Genomic DNA, 16,072 nt, shown 5'->3' on the forward strand with positions numbered 1-16,072 from the left:
AACGGGCTCAGGGTTTGCGCAACAAGCGTTGCAGCTGGTTGTCGAACCAGGCGCTGAAAGCCGGCGTAGGCTGCGCTTCGACGGCCAGGTACCACCAGTCGTCAGCGGCAAAGGCCCGGCATTTCACCGCGTCCTTCTCGGTCATGACCAGCGGCAGTGGCGGGCTGAAAGCCAGGCTCCGGGCACTGAACTGCGCATGGTCGGCGAAGGGATGCGGCACCGGCTGCCAGTTTAGCCCCAGCAGGGTGTTGAAGAAACGTTGCGGGTTGCCGATACCGGCCACCGCATGCAGGCGCTGGCCGGCGGGGAAATGGTCGAGCGCACGGCGCTCGCCACTGCGCACGTTGACCAGGGCGGACGGCTGCAGGCAGAAACCGAAACCATCGGTGCGGTCTTCGCTGGCGCCGTTGAACAGCACCGCGTCAGCCTCACGCAAGCGATCGGCCGGCTCACGCAACGGCCCCGCCGGCAGGCAGCGGCCATTGCCCAGGCCGCGGGCAGCGTCGATCAGCACCAGTTCCAGGTCACGGGCCAGGCGGTAATGCTGCATACCGTCGTCGCACAGGATCAGGTCGAGGGGTTCGCTGGCCAGCAATGCCTGCACGGCACGGGCGCGATCCGGGTCGATCATCAGTGGCACGCCGGTGCGTTGCACGATCAGCAGCGGCTCGTCGCCCGCCTGATCGGCCGCCTGATCGGCCTGCACCCGCCAGGGCAGCTGTGGCGGCTTGGCACCATAACCGCGGCTGACCACACCCACCTTCAGCCCCTGCTGGCGACAGTGTTCGATCAGCCAGAGGATCATCGGCGTCTTGCCGGTGCCACCGACGGTGATGTTGCCCACCACAATGACCGGTACCGGCGCCCGGTAGCTGGCACTGTCACCCCTTAGAAAACGTGCCCGCTTGCGCGTGACCACGCGGCGATACAAGGCCTCCAGCGGACGCAGCAGCGCCAGCGCCGGATGCCCGGCGTACCAGGCAGCGAGCAAGCGGTCGGCGAACGCCATCAAGGCGTGCCCTGGGCCGCCTCGACGGTGGTCATGCGCAACTGGCTGAAACCGAGCTTGCCGGCAGCATCCATTGCGGTGACCACAGCCTGGTGCGGGGTCTTGCCGTCGGCGCTGATGGCCAGCGGCAACTTGTTGTCGCCGCCCGACTCGCGCTCTATGGCCTCGCTCAGGGTGGCCAGGTCGCTTTTGGGCAGCAGGTGGTTGTTCACCGAATACACGCCTTCGGCGCTGATGGTGATTTCCACCAGCTTGCCCGGGTCGGCCGGCGCCGGCTCGGCGCTGGTAGCTTCGGGCAGCTCGACGCGAAGTTGCGTTTCGCGGGTGAAGGTGGTGGTAACCACGAAGAACAGCAGCAGGACGAACACCACGTCAATCAGCGACGCCAGGTTGATGTCGACGTTCTCCCGCTGGCGATTGCGCCGGAACTTCACGCCTTGCCTCCGGCCACTTCCACTTCACGGTCACCCTGGATCACTTCCACCAGCTTGATCGCCTCCTGCTCCATGCCGATCACCAGTTCATCGATGCGGCGCAGCAGGAAACGGTGGAAGAACACTGCCGGGATACCGACCATCAGGCCAGCCGCAGTGGTGACCAGGGCCTTGGAGATACCACTGGCCAGCACGGCGGCGTTGGCGGTCATCTGCGAGCCCATGAAGGCGCTGAAAATGTCGATCATGCCCAGCACGGTGCCCAGCAGGCCCAGCAGAGGCGCCATGGCGGCGATGGTGCCGAGGGTGCTGATGTAGCGCTCCAGTTCATGGATGACGCGCGAGGCGGCTTCCTCGATGCACTCTTTCATGATCTCCCGACCGTGACGCGAATTGGCCAGGCCCGCCGCGAGGATTTCACCCAGTGGCGAATCGGCACGCAGGGCCTTGAGCTTGTCACTGGTCAGTTGCTTGTCCTTGATCCACATCCATACCTGGCCCAGCAGGTGCGGCGGGGTGACGCGACTGGCGCGCAAGGTCCACAGGCGTTCGACGACGATAGCCATGGCAGCGATGGAGCTCAGAATGATCGGCAGCATCATCCAACCACCGGACTTGACCAATTCCCACACAATAAACGCCCCTTCGGAAAAAGGCCGCCACTCTACCATAGGCGCGCCGAGGGCTCATCTGCCGGAGGTCAGGGAATTGGGGTCTGGGCTGGCAGATGCCTGTCTCTGCCTCACTCCCCTCGAACCCGCCAGAACCGCCGCTGCCCCCTAACCCCCTCGACTACCCCATGCCGCCCCAGCACCAACCGCAATGCCCCCTCCACCGCCGTATCATGCATCACCACCCCATGCCGCCCATACCGTTCGACCACCTGCACGTGCGGGTGCCCGAAGCTGTTGTTGCGCCCCCGCGAAATCAATACCCCGCGCGGTGCGGTAGCCCGGACGAACGCCTCGGTGGACGAGCTGCGGCTGCCATGATGCGGCGCCTGCAGCCAGTCGATACGCGGCACTTCAGTGTCCGCCAGCCAGGCCCTTTCGGCAGCAGCTTCCATATCCCCCGCCAGCAGCAAGCGCTCGCCCTGCGCTTCCACCAACAAGACACAGGAACGGTCATTACTACTCTGCCCGTCCACCCAGCGCCACAGCGAAAAGCGCACGCCATCCCAATCCCATTGCTCGCCACTGGCACAAGGCTGCAACGGAATATCAACCAGTGCTTCCCCACCGATTATCCGCTTGATCGGCAAACCACGCGCAATGGCTCCGGCCCCGCCCGCATGATCGGCGTGCGCATGGCTGATCACCATCACGTCAAGGCCGCCCACCCCCAACTTGCGCAAGGTTGGCAGCACCACGCGTTCCCCCAGGTCGCTTTCCCCCCTGGCCGGCCCGGCATCGTAGAGCAGGCTGTGATGCCGCGTACGCAATAGCACCGCCAACCCCTGGCCAACATCCAGCTGCCAGACCTCGACCTGGCCGAACGGCACCGGCTCCCGGGGCACCCACAGCGCCAGCAGCATCACCCCTCCCAACCCGCGCAGCGGCACACCACGGGGCAGCAAAACCAACAGCGTACCCAGACATACCAGCAGCCAGGCCCACAACGGCAGGGCCGGCGGCATCCATGCCGGGCGCTGCTGCGCCACCAGCGCCAGCCCGCGGAACAGCACATCCAGCAGGCCACCTGCCAGCCAGAGCAACGCCTCGCCAACGCCCGTCAGCGGCAACATCAGCGTGCCCAGCAACGCCAACGGCAAGACCGCCAGGCTGACCCACGGCACCGCCACAAGGTTGGCCAGCGGCGCACTGAGGCTCACCGGCAAGCCGGTGGCCAGCAACACCGGCAGCAAGCCGACAGCGATCACCCATTGCGCTCGTGTCCAGGCCTGCCAGGGCCGCCAACCACCCAACCGAGCACTGAAGCAGTAGATGAGCGTGGCCACGGCGGCGAACGACAGCCAGAACCCAGGCAGCAACGCCGCCAGTGGCTCGAAGACAAGCACGGCGACCAGTGCAAGAAGCAACGGAAAAAACGCGCCAAGGTGGCGAAAGCGCAGACGCCAGAGCAACACCACGGCCAGCATCAGGCAGGCCCGCTGCACTGGCACCCCACCGCCAGCCAGCCACCCGTAGGCCAGCGCTGCGGCCATGGCCAGGCCGCAGGCCCAGGGCAACCACGGTAGCCTTGCCGGCCATAGCCCCCAACGCGCCAGCCCGGCGACCAGGCCATAGAGCAAACCGGCGACCAGGCCGATGTGCTGGCCGGAAATCACCAGCAGGTGCACCGTGCCGGTGGCCTGCAACGTCTGCCAGTCCTCCCGGGCCAGGCCCGCACCATCGCCAAGCACCAGGGCCACCAGCGCTGCCTGTCGGCCATTGGCTTCGACCATCAGCAAGCGCTGACGCAGTGCATCGCGCCAACCACCGGCGACTGGCGCCAGCAACTGCCCCGCCTTGACCGTACCCGTAGCGCCCACCCGTCGCGCCAGCAACTGCGCTTCACGGTCGGGCCCATGCGGGTTCAGCAGCCCGTCCGGGCGCTGCAAGGTCACGGCCAGCCGCCACTGCTCGCCCGCCCGCAGCGGCGGGCCGTCGAACCAGCTCAGTTGCAGGCGCTGAGGCAGTTCGGCCCGCCGCGAGCGTGGCGCTTCCAGCTCGAAACGCACACCGTGTGCAGTACGGGCCGGCAAACCCGCCACCCGCCCCTCCAGCCACAAGGTGCGCCCCTCCAGGCCGGCAGCCAGACGATCATCAAGGGCCTGCTGAGCAGACCCGCACGCCCAACACAAGCCCAGCAGAAACCAACCCAGCGGCCAGACGCGGGTAAACAGGCTGCCGACAGCGCAGGCTGCCAGGGTTATCAACCATCCGACCGATGGCAATGCGGGCAGAAAGCCCAGGCACAACAGCCCGAGCGCGAGCGCAAACATCCCTGTGCGCATGAGGTAGAGCTCCAGAAGGCGAATCACCTCCTGAGGCATAGCCCAATTGCCGGCAACGCTTGCTCAACAATTGTCACAAACTCTAAACGAGTCGGAGCAGGATTAAGGGCATACTGCCAGGGTCAACGCTCCGGGAGCCTACATGCCGCGCCGACTTTTCAAACGCTACATGCCGGACCCGACCAGCATTCGGGAACACAAATCCTTACGCTTTTTCGGCAAGTTGCTGCACGATCCCAACCTCTGGCACCTGAACCGCCATTCGGTGGCCAGAGCCATGGGTGTGGGCCTGTTCGCGGCGCTTATTCCCATCCCGATGCAGATGCTGCTGGCGGCGGCCCTGGCGATCCCGGTGCGCGGCAACCTGCCGGTCGCCGTCAGCCTGGTGTGGCTGACCAACCCGTTGACCATGCCGCCGGTGTTCTTCGTCACCTACATGACCGGTGCCTGGCTGATGCAGGTACCGCCGCGCACCCTGCCCGACGAGCTGACCTTCCAGTGGATCACCGACCAGCTGTCGACGCTGTGGCAACCCTTCCTGCTCGGCTCGGTGGTGTGCGGCGTGGTGCTGGGCATCCTTGCCTACTTCTCCACCATGTTCTACTGGCGCTGGTGGGTGGGCCGGCAGTGGCGTCGTCGCCAATGCCGGTGCAGGGCTTCAGGCACGCATGCCGCGGCCGCTGACCAGCAAGCGAACGCAAACAACGTAGAGCACCGCAGTGGCCACCAGCATGAAGGTGATCGCCGTGCCAATGCTGATATCCGACACCCCTAGAATGCCGTAGCGGAACGAGTTGACCATGTGCAGCACCGGGTTGGCCAACGACACGGTCTGCCAGAACGGCGGCAGCAGGTTGATCGAGTAGAACACGCCGCCCAGGTAGGTCAGCGGCGTCAGCACGAAGGTCGGGATGATCGAGATGTCGTCGAAGTTGCGCGCGAACACTGCGTTGACGAAGCCAAGCAGCGAAAAGATGGTGGCCGTCAGCAGCACCACCACCACGGTCACGCCCAGGTGGTGCACCTGCAGGTCGGTGAAGAACATCGACAGGATGGTCACGATCACACCCACCGCCAAACCACGCAGCACCCCACCCAGCACATAGCCGACGAGAATGGTGTGCGGCGACACCGGCGACACCATCAGTTCTTCGATCGAGCGCTGGAACTTGCTGCCGAAAAAGCTCGATACCACGTTGCCGTAGGAGTTGGTGATCACCGACATCATGATCAGCCCCGGCACGATGTACTGCATGTAGGTGAAGCCACCCATGTCGCCGATCTGCCGGCCAATCAGGTTACCGAAGATGACGAAGTACAGGACCATGGTGATCGCTGGTGGCAGCAACGTCTGCGGCCAGATGCGCAGGAAGCGCCGCACTTCGCGGTAGACGATGGTGTTCAGGGCGACCCAGTTGGTGCGCAGTTCCACACTCATACGGCCACCTTCGACAGGTTTTTTTCCACCAGGGACACGAACAGCTCCTCGAGTCGGTTGGTCTTGTTGCGCAGGCTCTGTACCTCGATGTTCTGCAGCGCCAGCTGGCCGAACAGCGCGGTGATGCCGATGTCCTTCTCCACCTGCACTTCCAGGGTATGCGGGGTCAGCAACCGGCACGGGTAGCCCTGCAGTACCGGCGCCGCGGCCAGGTCCTGCTTGAGGTCGAGCACGAAGGTTTCGACATGCAGCTTGCCCAGCAACTGGCGCATGCTGGTGTTCTCGACGATGGTGCCATGGTCGATGATGCCGATGTTACGGCACAGCTGCTCAGCCTCTTCCAGGTAGTGGGTGGTGAGGATGATGGTGATGCCCTTCTGGTTCAGCTCGGTGAGGAAGCTCCACATCGAGCGGCGCAGCTCGATATCCACCCCGGCGGTGGGTTCGTCCAGGATCAGCAGGCGCGGTTCGTGGATCAATGCACGGGCAATCATCAGGCGCCGCTTCATGCCGCCGGACAACGAACGCGACTGCACATCACGTTTGTCCCACAGGCCCAGCTGGGTCAGGTACTGCTCGGCGCGCTCCTTGGCCAGCTTGGGCGGGATGCCGTAGTACCCGGCCTGGGTGACGACGATGTCGAAGGTCTTTTCGAACTGGTTGAAGTTGAACTCTTGCGGCACCACGCCCAGGCAACGCTTGAGCGCGGAGGGCTCGCGGTCCAAGTCGTGGCCGAACACGTTCACTGTGCCGCTGGTCTTGTTCACCAGGGTCGAGAGAATGCCGATTGTGGTGGATTTGCCGGCGCCGTTGGGGCCGAGCAAGGCGAAGAAGTCGCCTTCGGCAACATCGAGGTCGATGCCTTTGAGGGCCTGAAAGCCATTGCCGTAGGTCTTGGTCAGCTGTCGGATGGACAGGGCGGAACTCATAGCGGGTCACTTACCGAAGAAAAAGGTGCAGGACACGCCAGGTAAAGTCACTGGCGCAGTGAGTGCAGCCATGGTGCAAGGCCAGGCTGCACAAGTACAGTCACATCTATTGATAATGACTATCGAAGCGGGTTCAAGTGAGCGCGGTCATCACGGCGGCCTGGTAGGCCGGGCGTTGCTTCAGGCGTTCATACCAGGCTTGAAGGTGGTACATGTCCGGGCGCTCGATGGGCAGTTCGAACCAGGCATAGATGAAGCTACCCAGTGGGATGTCGCCCATGCCGATCTGGTCACCGGACAGGTATGGCTGACTGGCCAGGGTTTCGTCGGCAATGGCCAGCAATTGCGCGCACTGCTTGTGCGCGGCGTTGATCGCCACCCAGTCGCGCTGGTCTTCCGGCGTGCGCAGCAGGCCCCAGAACAGGGGCCGGAATGGGGTAGCGAAGGACGATGTGGTCCAGTCCATCCATTTGTCGGCCAGGGCGCGCTGGCGTGGGTCTGCCAGATACCAGCCCTGCTCCGTACCGTACTCCGCGCACAGGTAGCGGACGATGGTGTTGGATTCCCACAAGGTCAGGTCGCCGTCTTCGAGCATCGGCACCAGGCCGTTGGGGTTGCGGGCGCGGTAGTGCGGCTCGTTGACCACGCCGAAGGCGCCGCCGGCGTCGATGGATTCGAAGTCCAGGCCCAACTCGTGGGCGATCCACAGCGCCTTGCGCACATTGCTCGAATTCTTGCGGCCCCAGATCTTCAGCATGGCAACATCCTTTTGAGTGCGGAGGTGGCACAGTCTACTCCAGACCTTCGCCGCCTGTACGGGCCTCTTCGCGGGCAAGCCGCCCCTACATCGCTCTGTAATGTTGCCACATACCGTCGTAGGAGCGGGTTCACCCGCGAAAGGGCCGGACCTGCCAGCCAATATCCCAGATCATTCACCGTCGCAGCACCATCGCATTCGCGGGCAAGCCCGCTCCCACATCGATCGGGGGGCTCGCCACACCGTCGTAGGAGCGGGTTCACCCGCGAAGAGGCCGGTACAAGCGAACAAATGAACTGAAACTCCCCCCGCCACACCCTGTCACTGTTCTGAACATGCCGTTCACAGCATTGCGTCTAAGCTGTCTGGAATGGCTCAAGCCCTTGGTTCCAAGGAGGACCGATTATGTTGCTGTTGTGGTTGGTGGTGCTGGTGATCGGCGCGGCGTACCTCACGCACCGGCGCCTGGCGCCCTTGCAGATTCTCGGCATCGTGGCGGCCTATGTGCTGTTGATGGGCATTTTCAGCAGTGCCCCCGGCTGGCTGCTGGCGCTGATCTGGGTGGTGCTGGCCCTGAAGATCGCCCTGGTTGCGCTCCCGCAGTGGCGACGCAAAGTCTTTACCGCCCCGGTATTCCGCTGGTTCCAGCGCACTCTGCCACCCATGTCGCAGACCGAGCGCGAAGCCATCGACGCCGGCACCGTGTGGTGGGACGGCGAACTGTTCAGTGGCCGCCCCGACTGGCGGACTTTGCTGGCCTACCCGGCACCAAAGCTGACTGAAGAAGAGCAAGCCTTCATCGATGGCCCTACCGAAGCGCTGTGCGCCATGGTCAGCGACTGGCAGATCGGCCAGGACCTGGACCTGCCGCCCGAAGCCTGGGCACATATCAAGCAGCATGGCTTTTTCGCCTTGATCATCCCCAAGGAATACGGCGGCAAGGGCTTCTCCGCCTACGCCCACTCCCAGGTGGCGATGAAGCTGGCCACCCGCAGCGGCGACCTGGCCTCCACGGTAATGGTGCCCAACTCCCTGGGCCCGGCCGAACTGCTGCTGCACTACGGCACCGACGAACAACGCAATCACTACCTGCCGCGCCTGGCCCGAGGCGAGGAAATCCCCTGCTTCGCTCTCACCGGCCCACTGGCCGGCTCCGACGCTGGCGCCATGCCCGACACCGGCATCATCTGCAAAGGCCAGTGGCAAGGCGAAGAAGTGATCGGCCTGCGCCTGAACTGGGAAAAGCGCTACATCACCCTCGGTCCAGTCGCCACCCTGCTGGGCCTGGCATTCAAGGCCTACGACCCGGACCACCTGCTGGGCGATGAGGAAGCACTGGGCATCAGCCTGGCACTGATCCCCACCGATACCCCCGGGGTGGAAATCGGTAAACGCCACCTGCCACTGGGCGCCGCGTTCATGAATGGCCCCAACAGCGGCAAGGACGTGTTCGTCCCGCTGGATTTCCTCATTGGCGGCCAAGCCATGCTCGGCAAAGGCTGGATGATGCTGATGAACTGCCTGTCGGTAGGTCGCTCCATCTCACTGCCTGCCGTGGGTACAGGGGCTGCCAAGTACACCAGCCTGGTGACCGGCCAGTACGCCAATATCCGCGAGCAGTTCAACGTGCCACTGGCTGCCTTCGAAGGCATCCAGGAATCGCTGGCACGCATTGGCGGCAACGCCTGGCTGATGGACAGTGCCCGCCTGCTGACCGCCAAGGCCGTGGACCTGGGCGAGAAACCCTCGGTGCTGTCGGCGATCCTCAAGTACCACCTCACCGAGCGTGGCCGAGAATGTATCCAGCACGCCATGGACGTGCACGGTGGCAAGGGCATCATCATGGGCCCGAACAACTACCTGGGCCGCAACTGGCAAGGGGCGCCGATCTTCATCACGGTCGAAGGCGCCAACATCCTTTCGCGCAACCTGATGATCTTCGGCCAGGGCGCCATACGCTGCCATCCGTTCGTGCTCAAGGAAATGGCGTTGGCCGGGCGTGAGGACCACGATCAGGCACTCCAGGAATTCGATGACCTGCTGATGAAACACATCCTGTTCGCCGCCGGCAATGCGGCCAGCACTTTGGTGTTCAACCTGGGGCTGGGGCTTTTCGAGAAAGTACCGGGGGACACGCTGAGCCAAGGCTACTTCCGGGCCCTCAACCGCCAGGCCGCCGCCTTTGCCCTGCTGGCCGACCTGTCGATGATGCTGCTGGGCGGGGCGCTCAAGCGCCGGGAGCGCCTGAGTGCGCGGCTGGGCGATGTACTCAGCTACCTGTACCTGTCCAGTGCCGCACTCAAGCGCTACCACGATCTCGGTTCGCCCGAGCACATGCAGCCCCTGCTGCGCTGGGCCATGGAAGAAAGCCTGGGCCAGGCGGAGCACGCCCTGGACCGGTTGCTCGACAACTTCCCCAACCGCTTCGTCGGCTGCGCGCTACGGGTGCTGGTGTTCCCCTTCGGCCGCCGTCACACCGGGCCGAGCGATGAACTGGACGCCGAGGTGGCAGCGCTGATCGGGCGCAGCAAAGGCGACCCTGCGCTGGAAGAGCTGCTTGCCGGTTGCTTCAGGCCGCAAGCCGACGGCGACCCGGTGGCAGCCCTGCAACGGGCCTGCGACCTGCTGGAGGCGTCGACGCCGCTACACAACGCGCTGCATCAGGCAATCAAGGAAGGCAAGGTACGACCGGCGCCCGGGCAGTCGGTGATCGATGCGGCAGTCGACAGTGGTGTACTTCAGCCTGATCAGGCGCAACGCCTGCATGCAGCCGAGCAAGCGCGCCGTGCGGTGATCGACGTGGATGCCTTCGACAAGGCACAGCTGCTGCCGGAGCAAGGCAAGATACGCTGAAACAGGGGCCGTTTTGCGGCCCCTTCCCCAACCGGCGTATACTCCGCGCCCCGTTTCAACCACCTCGAGGACCACCCCAATGGCTAACCCCCACCTGGAATATCACCTGCAACTGCTGAACCACCTGCGCACCATATTGGTGGCCCTGGGTGAAGCCGAGCAGGTGCCGGAGGAAAGCCACGCCCTGTTCCTCGAACGCTTCGACGAACTGCTGACCCTGCTGCCGCAAAACCCACTGGAAAGCCAATACCTGGGCCAGGACCTGATATGCCAGGTGATTCAGCGCTACCCGCAAATCGCCCACTTGGTGCCACGGGACCTGCTGTGGTTCTTCGGCGGCGACTGCCTGCACTACATGCCCGATGAAGAACTGTCCGTTTACCAGCAACTGGAGGAGCGCCGCTACGAGGCAGAGCAGAATGACGAACCCTTCGACTGGCATGCTGAAAAACAGCTATTGAGCCCAACCGGCCCAGCCTCCCGTCACTGATCTTTCCATGCACCCGGCGCTCTAGCCGGGTGCTTGTCGACATTTCAACACGCTGGTCGCACTCCGCCCTACATCCGCTTCGCCCCCCCGCCCGTACGCTGTCGCTCGTTTCAAGGATGCCCTGGCAACCCTGAGACGCTGCGTGCCTTTCACGCAGCCAGCCAACCTATCAACGTACGGATTGAACCATGAACAAGATCTTCATGACGCTAGCCTTGGGCCTGGCAAGTACCACGGCTTTTGCCGATGAAAGGGGCCAAATCCTTTTCAAAGGGCATATCAACGGCGGCGGTACTTGCCCGATCGAGATTGTCATACCGGGCTCGGGCGCAATTGGCGCCGTTGAGCTTGGAAACTACGCGGTCAAATACTTCGACACCAACACCGTCACCCCCGACATCCCATTCGCGTTACGCGTTGATGCAGATGTAGGCAGCTGCAATATTCCAAATCCTTACAAAAGCCAAGTCACATTCAACTCTCACCACGGCGATGCAGGCCCGGGAAATGCTCACTATGCCATTCGCAGCGGCGGTGGATTAGCGCAGGGCCTGGCGTTGACCATCAAGGATGATACGTTCACAAATATCGCTCCGCGAACGCCATCCAAGGACTACGACATTGCATCCACAGGCGTAACGGACCTCAAGTTCTACGCTTCGTACTTGAAGACCGGCACAGTGACCGATGGTGATGCCAACGCAGATGTGAACTTCAGTATCACGCTGCCTTGATGCCCTGCCAGGTGCCTTCGCGCACCTGGATCCCACTGTCACTCAAAATCGGTCATTTTCCATGCTCCCCGTCACCCGCACTTCGACGATGCTGGGCGGTTGCCTGCTGCTTCTGGCCAGCTTGCTGAACAGCGCCCAGGCCGCCCTTACCATCAGCAGCACGCGCATCATCTACGAAAGCAGTCAGCGCAGCGCTTCGGTGGTAGTTGCCAACCCCAGCCAACGCCCCTTCGCCGCCCAGACCTGGGTCAATACCCAGGCCGATGACACCACCACGGCCGTACCGCTCATGACCGCCCCGGCCTTGTTCAGGCTGGCTGCAGGCAAGGACCAGTCGGTTCAGATCAGCGGCCTGCCAAACGACCTGCCCCAGGACCGCGAATCGTTGTTCTTTTTCAACCTGCAAGAAATTCCCCAGGCCATCGACGGTAAACAGAACACCCTGAACATTGCCCTGCGCACGCGGATTAAATTGTTCTACCGCCCGACGCAGGTTCAAGGTAATCCGGTGCACAGGCTCAAGGAGCTACGCCTGGTCAGAACCCTGCGCGACGGCCGCCCACACCTGACTTTGCACAACCCCACGCCCTATCACTACACCTTCAACCGGCTGGACCTGGTCAAGGGCAAGCAACAGGAAGCCCTGCCGGGTGTAGACATGGTGCCCCCCATGTCCGAGCTCAGCTACCTGCTGCCACCCAGTCTGGAAGGCCCTGGCTTGCAGGCCATCGTAGCGGTGATCAATGACTACGGCGGCATCAGCAAACCGCTGACGCTTCCGGTGCACGACACCCCCTGACCTCCGGCTACTCCTGAAGGAACCACAATGATCCTGCAACCCCACGGGTGCAGGCGTATTCGCCTGCGCCACGTTTGCCCAATGGTTCTCTGCCTGGCGTCCGGCAAGGTGCTGGCAACACCCACACCACCGGTAGGCGCCGAGTTCGAGGCAAGCTTTCTGTACCTGTCCCCTGGGCAGCCCAGGACGAACGCCGCTCAGGCCCTGCACGCGCTGTCCGAACAGCAAGAGTTGCCGCCCGGGCGCTATCCCGTGCAAGTGCTGGTCAACCTGAGCCCCGCCGGCGTGCATGAACTTGTGTTCGAGCCGCCAGCTGGGGATGGGCAATTGCAGCCGTGCCTGCCCCCCGGCCTGATGGCCGAACTGGGGCTGCGACTGGATGCCATTTCTGACCCCACCACACTTGAAAACGCCTGCCTCGACCTGCCCAGGCTGGTGCCGGGCGCACGCGTCGACTTCGATGCCAGCCTATTGCAACTGGCTATTTCCATACCGCAAATCGCACTGCAGCGCGATATGGCAGGCCAGGTAGACCCGGCGCGCTGGGAAGATGGCATACCGGCCGCCTTCGTCAGTTACCAGGCGGCCACGCAGCAAAGCCAAAGCCGCGGACGCGGCAGCCAGAACAGCCAGGATTTGTTCCTGAACAGCGGCATCAACCTTGCCGGCTGGCGTTTGCGCAGCAACCAGTCCTGGCGCCGCGACGAGCAGGGCCGGCAAACCTGGGACCGTTCCTACACCTACGCCCAGCACGACCTGCCAGGCAGTTGGGGCAACATCACGCTGGGCGAAACCTTCACCAGCAGCGACATATTCCGCAGCGTGCCAGTCACCGGCGTGCGGCTTGCCTCCGATTTCGACATGCTGCCTGACGCGGTGCGCAGTTATGCCCCCACCCTGCGCGGCGTGGCGCAATCGCGCGCCAAACTCGAAGTGTGGCAGAACGGCTACCCGATCTACTCAACGTATGTCAGCCCTGGCCCGTACGCTATCGACGACCTGAACGTGGGCGCCACGGGCGAGCTGGAGGTGGTACTGACCGAAGCCGATGGCCAGGTGCGGCGGTTCATCCAGCCCTATGCCAGCATTACCAACCTGCTTCGTCCCGGGGTCTGGCGCTACAGCACCACGCTGGGCCGCTACAACCCGGCCCAAAGCCATGATGACCCGCTGCTGTGGCAAGGAACAATGGCATTGGGCATGGTCTGGAATGCCACCCTGTATGGCGGCTTGATGGCCAGCCAAGGCTACACCGCCGGCGCCATCGGCATCGCCCGGGACCTGGGGGCAATCGGGGCGCTTTCCTTCGATATCACCCATGCACGCAGCGATATCGCCCCCATGGAACATCGTTCCCTGCAAGGCATGAGCTATGGTGCCAGATACAGCAAAGCCTTCAACAACGGCACACACTTGCGCTTTGCCGGGTACCGCTATTCCACCCAAGGCTATCGAGACTTCGACGAGTGGGTCAGCCAGCGCAGCAGCGACCGATTGTTCCTGGGCAGCCGGCGTAGCCGAATAGAGGGCTCGATCAACCAGCGTGTGGGCGAGCGCAGCACACTCAGCCTTACGCTTTCGCAGCAGGATTACTGGCAACGCAGCGATAGCCAGCGTCAGTTCCAGCTCAATTTCAACACCTCGCACAACGGCGTCAGCTACAACCTCTACGGGTCGCAATCACTGACGCAAAACAGTTCGGGCAGTGACCGTCAGTTCGGCCTGAGCATATCGCTGCCGCTGGAGTTCGGCCGCAGCAGCAGTTTAAGCCTCGACTTGCAAAACTCTGCCCACGGTACTTCACAGCGGGCAGCGTTGAACGGCCAAGTGGACCGCGTAAGCTACAATGCCACAGTCGCATCCAGCGAACAGCGGCAACAAAGCGCCGGCCTGTCCGTGGCCTACCAGGCACCTCAGGCAACCCTCGGCGCCGGCCTGTCAGTATCGGATGACTACAGCAGCCTGTCGCTGAACATGAGTGGCGCGGCATTGCTGCACGCTGATGGTTTGGAATTCGGGCCCTACCTGGGCGAAACCATTGGTCTGTTGCATGTCCCCGATACCGCTGACGTGGGGTTACAGAGCCACGGCGCCGTGCGCACCAACACCAAAGGCTATGCCCTGGTTCCCCATTTGCGTCCCTACCGGCTGAACCAGCTCGTGCTCGACACCGACCGGCTGAACCCGGAGGTCGAGATCAGCAATGGCATCGCCAATGCCATACCTCGCCGCGGCGCAGTCATCAAAACCCAGTTCCAGGCCCGTCGCGCCAACCGTGTGGTGCTGACCCTTGCCACCAAAGACCAGCAGCCTTTGCCCTTTGGCAGCCAGCTCCACGACGCCAATGAAAACGTGTTGGGCATGGTCGGCCCGGCAGGCCGCGTGATGGTGTCTGTTGCCGACGGCCTGCAGCGCCTCGAAGCCCGCTGGGGCGAAGCGTCCGAAAACCGCTGCAGCTTCGCGCTGGACCCGCAGACCATTGCTCAACAGCAAGGCTATCGCGTGCTATCGCTGACATGTGAATGACTTCACCCGCGCCCTTCTCGCCATGCAACTCGTGCCCAGAACGGCCGCTCAACACCAGGAACCGCGAATGAAACGCCTCATGCCTTGGGCGCTGCCCATAGCGCTGCTCAGCAGCTATCAAGCCCACGCCGCCGACCGCTGCAATTGGAACACTGGCAGCCAGCCAATGACCATAACCCGCATACTCAGCGGCGTGATGCATGTCCCTGCGAACGCCGAGCCAGGCAGCGCCATCGGCACACCCAACCTGTCCTCGTATACCCAGTCCATGCCACGATCGGAACTGCTCTGCTTCAACGATGGCGACGTACTCTGGCGTTTCGACATGAACGCCAGGGATGTATTTCCCGACCCGCTCCCCCCCGTTGAAGGTGAGCCCTCCGATGGCTATATCCTGAAAACCAACATCGACGGGGTCGGCGCGCGCATCCGGCTACGTGCACCTTTCAACGGCGCAGTCCCCACTTTCTTCATGCCAGAGGGTGGCCCACACAACCCTTTCATCCCGATGCGGTCGACCATGCAGGCCAACAACCAGCTTGGGGGCTTCAAGCTCAGCGGTATCACGAGCGAGGTCACCCTGGTCAAAACGGGGGATATTGCCCCCGGCCAGCATACGGTCGACACCGAATTGTTCACCGGGCATTTCGATGCCACAGGCTTGGGCCTGGTACTGCGCTATCGGTTACAGGCCCAGGTGTTGCAAACCCAATGCGCCCTCATCGGCGACCCGATAAGCGACACCCCCGTAGAGCTGCAGACATGGGACAAATCGCATTTCGTCGGCAAAGGCACCACAACAGCGACCGTGCCGTTTTCAATTACCCTGAGCAACTGCAAGACAGACCCGGGGGGACTGACCATGGCAACCATCGAACTCGACCCCACCAAGGGGTCGACCCCCGTACCGGGGCTGGACGGCGTATTCACGCTCACCACTGACTCCACGGCGGAAGGGGTTGGCATTCAGGTGCTGAAAGATGATGGCACCGCCCTACCGCTGCAACGGGAAGAGCACCTCCAGCCGATCCAGGAAAACACCACCGTGCTGAATTTTGGCGCACGCTTCTACCAGACTGACGAGGCCAGCGCAGTCGTTGCCGGCGACGCGTTCGGCGCTTTGAACTTCACCCTTCGCTACCGTTGA

The 16,072-nt window shown here is 63.2% G+C and carries 14 protein-coding genes; 7 read left to right on the forward strand and 7 right to left on the reverse strand.

Translation table 11 applies throughout. The features are described 5' to 3' along the window. Nucleotides 1–7: 7 nt before the first annotated feature. The 4 genes from lpxK to N5D53_RS09540 all read right to left on the reverse strand — a co-directional run bounded on the left by lpxK (nt 8) and on the right by N5D53_RS09540 (nt 4,399). Nucleotides 8–1,009: a tetraacyldisaccharide 4'-kinase gene (gene lpxK, locus N5D53_RS09525; protein ID WP_266022982.1), complete on the reverse strand. Its 1,002-nt coding sequence runs from the start codon at nt 1,007–1,009 to the stop codon at nt 8–10. Continuing rightward, complete coding sequence (locus N5D53_RS09530) at nt 1,009–1,443, reverse strand: biopolymer transporter ExbD (RefSeq protein WP_010952926.1); 435 nt, start codon at nt 1,441–1,443, stop codon at nt 1,009–1,011. The genes lpxK and N5D53_RS09530 overlap by 1 nt, the downstream gene beginning before the upstream one ends. Continuing rightward, nucleotides 1,440–2,075, reverse strand: a complete 636-nt coding sequence (locus tag N5D53_RS09535) for a MotA/TolQ/ExbB proton channel family protein (RefSeq protein ID WP_026031862.1) — start codon at nt 2,073–2,075, stop codon at nt 1,440–1,442. Before N5D53_RS09535 ends, N5D53_RS09530 begins: the two co-directional genes overlap by 4 nt. A gap of 110 nt (nt 2,076–2,185) precedes the next feature. Next, entirely contained in the window at nt 2,186–4,399 is a 2,214-nt protein-coding gene (locus N5D53_RS09540; protein WP_190870095.1) for a DNA internalization-related competence protein ComEC/Rec2, read from the reverse strand. Between the two features lie 142 nt (nt 4,400–4,541). On the opposite strand from N5D53_RS09540, the gene N5D53_RS09545 reads away from it, so the two are divergent. Then, a complete protein-coding gene (locus N5D53_RS09545; RefSeq protein WP_121161944.1) occupies nt 4,542–5,174 on the forward strand; it encodes a DUF2062 domain-containing protein in 633 nt (210 codons plus the stop codon). Here the strand turns inward: N5D53_RS09545 and N5D53_RS09550 are convergent. The 3 genes from N5D53_RS09550 to N5D53_RS09560 all read right to left on the reverse strand — a co-directional run bounded on the left by N5D53_RS09550 (nt 5,058) and on the right by N5D53_RS09560 (nt 7,523). Next, nucleotides 5,058–5,837, reverse strand: coding sequence for an ABC transporter permease (locus N5D53_RS09550; protein ID WP_003247128.1), 780 nt, complete (start codon nt 5,835–5,837; stop codon nt 5,058–5,060). The two genes, N5D53_RS09545 and N5D53_RS09550, sit on opposite strands and share 117 nt — an antisense overlap. Next, nucleotides 5,834–6,766 carry an ABC transporter ATP-binding protein gene (locus N5D53_RS09555; protein ID WP_010952922.1) on the reverse strand — a complete coding sequence of 311 codons (933 nt, stop codon included), beginning with the start codon at nt 6,764–6,766 and terminating at the stop codon, nt 5,834–5,836. The genes N5D53_RS09550 and N5D53_RS09555 overlap by 4 nt, the downstream gene beginning before the upstream one ends. A 133-nt stretch (nt 6,767–6,899) precedes the next feature. Continuing rightward, complete coding sequence (locus N5D53_RS09560; protein WP_010952921.1) at nt 6,900–7,523, reverse strand: glutathione S-transferase; 624 nt, start codon at nt 7,521–7,523, stop codon at nt 6,900–6,902. A gap of 405 nt (nt 7,524–7,928) precedes the next feature. Between N5D53_RS09560 and N5D53_RS09565 the strand changes: the two genes are divergently transcribed. The 6 genes from N5D53_RS09565 (at nt 7,929) to N5D53_RS09590 (ending at nt 16,072) form a co-directional block, all read left to right on the forward strand. Continuing rightward, a complete protein-coding gene (locus tag N5D53_RS09565; protein ID WP_198747648.1) occupies nt 7,929–10,376 on the forward strand; it encodes an acyl-CoA dehydrogenase in 2,448 nt (815 codons plus the stop codon). A 79-nt stretch (nt 10,377–10,455) separates the two neighbouring features. Then, nucleotides 10,456–10,866 carry a PA2817 family protein gene (locus tag N5D53_RS09570; RefSeq protein WP_064491463.1) on the forward strand — a complete coding sequence of 137 codons (411 nt, stop codon included), beginning with the start codon at nt 10,456–10,458 and terminating at the stop codon, nt 10,864–10,866. 188 nt (nt 10,867–11,054) lie between these two features. Further along, nucleotides 11,055–11,600 carry a fimbrial protein gene (locus N5D53_RS09575; RefSeq protein WP_064491462.1) on the forward strand — a complete coding sequence of 182 codons (546 nt, stop codon included), beginning with the start codon at nt 11,055–11,057 and terminating at the stop codon, nt 11,598–11,600. 61 nt (nt 11,601–11,661) lie between these two features. After that, the gene (locus N5D53_RS09580) at nt 11,662–12,399 is read left to right on the forward strand and encodes a molecular chaperone (protein WP_064491461.1); all 738 of its coding nucleotides are present in this window, start codon (nt 11,662–11,664) and stop codon (nt 12,397–12,399) included. Between the two features lie 27 nt (nt 12,400–12,426). After that, complete coding sequence (locus tag N5D53_RS09585) at nt 12,427–14,925, forward strand: fimbria/pilus outer membrane usher protein (RefSeq protein ID WP_064491460.1); 2,499 nt, start codon at nt 12,427–12,429, stop codon at nt 14,923–14,925. Continuing rightward, the gene (locus tag N5D53_RS09590) at nt 14,918–16,072 is read left to right on the forward strand and encodes a fimbrial protein (RefSeq protein WP_279840212.1); all 1,155 of its coding nucleotides are present in this window, start codon (nt 14,918–14,920) and stop codon (nt 16,070–16,072) included. Before N5D53_RS09585 ends, N5D53_RS09590 begins: the two co-directional genes overlap by 8 nt.

This window comes from Pseudomonas sp. GD03862, from assembly GCF_029840855.1.
Taxonomy (GTDB): Bacteria; Pseudomonadota; Gammaproteobacteria; order Pseudomonadales; family Pseudomonadaceae; genus Aquipseudomonas; species Aquipseudomonas alloputida.

Bases quoted from the DNA above. Each gene is read 5' to 3' on its own strand.
- N5D53_RS09565 (WP_198747648.1), top strand. From the start codon at position 7,929: ATGTTGCTGTTGTGGTTGGTGGTGCTGGTGATCGGCGCGGCGTACCTC.
- N5D53_RS09540 (WP_190870095.1), bottom strand. From the start codon at position 4,399: ATGCGCACAGGGATGTTTGCGCTCGCGCTCGGGCTGTTGTGCCTGGGC.
- N5D53_RS09570 (WP_064491463.1), top strand. From the start codon at position 10,456: ATGGCTAACCCCCACCTGGAATATCACCTGCAACTGCTGAACCACCTG.
- N5D53_RS09545 (WP_121161944.1), top strand. From the start codon at position 4,542: ATGCCGCGCCGACTTTTCAAACGCTACATGCCGGACCCGACCAGCATT.
- N5D53_RS09550 (WP_003247128.1), bottom strand. From the start codon at position 5,837: ATGAGTGTGGAACTGCGCACCAACTGGGTCGCCCTGAACACCATCGTC.
- N5D53_RS09575 (WP_064491462.1), top strand. From the start codon at position 11,055: ATGAACAAGATCTTCATGACGCTAGCCTTGGGCCTGGCAAGTACCACG.
- N5D53_RS09580 (WP_064491461.1), top strand. From the start codon at position 11,662: ATGCTCCCCGTCACCCGCACTTCGACGATGCTGGGCGGTTGCCTGCTG.
- N5D53_RS09555 (WP_010952922.1), bottom strand. From the start codon at position 6,766: ATGAGTTCCGCCCTGTCCATCCGACAGCTGACCAAGACCTACGGCAAT.
- N5D53_RS09585 (WP_064491460.1), top strand. From the start codon at position 12,427: ATGATCCTGCAACCCCACGGGTGCAGGCGTATTCGCCTGCGCCACGTT.
- lpxK (WP_266022982.1), bottom strand. From the start codon at position 1,009: ATGGCGTTCGCCGACCGCTTGCTCGCTGCCTGGTACGCCGGGCATCCG.
- N5D53_RS09560 (WP_010952921.1), bottom strand. From the start codon at position 7,523: ATGCTGAAGATCTGGGGCCGCAAGAATTCGAGCAATGTGCGCAAGGCG.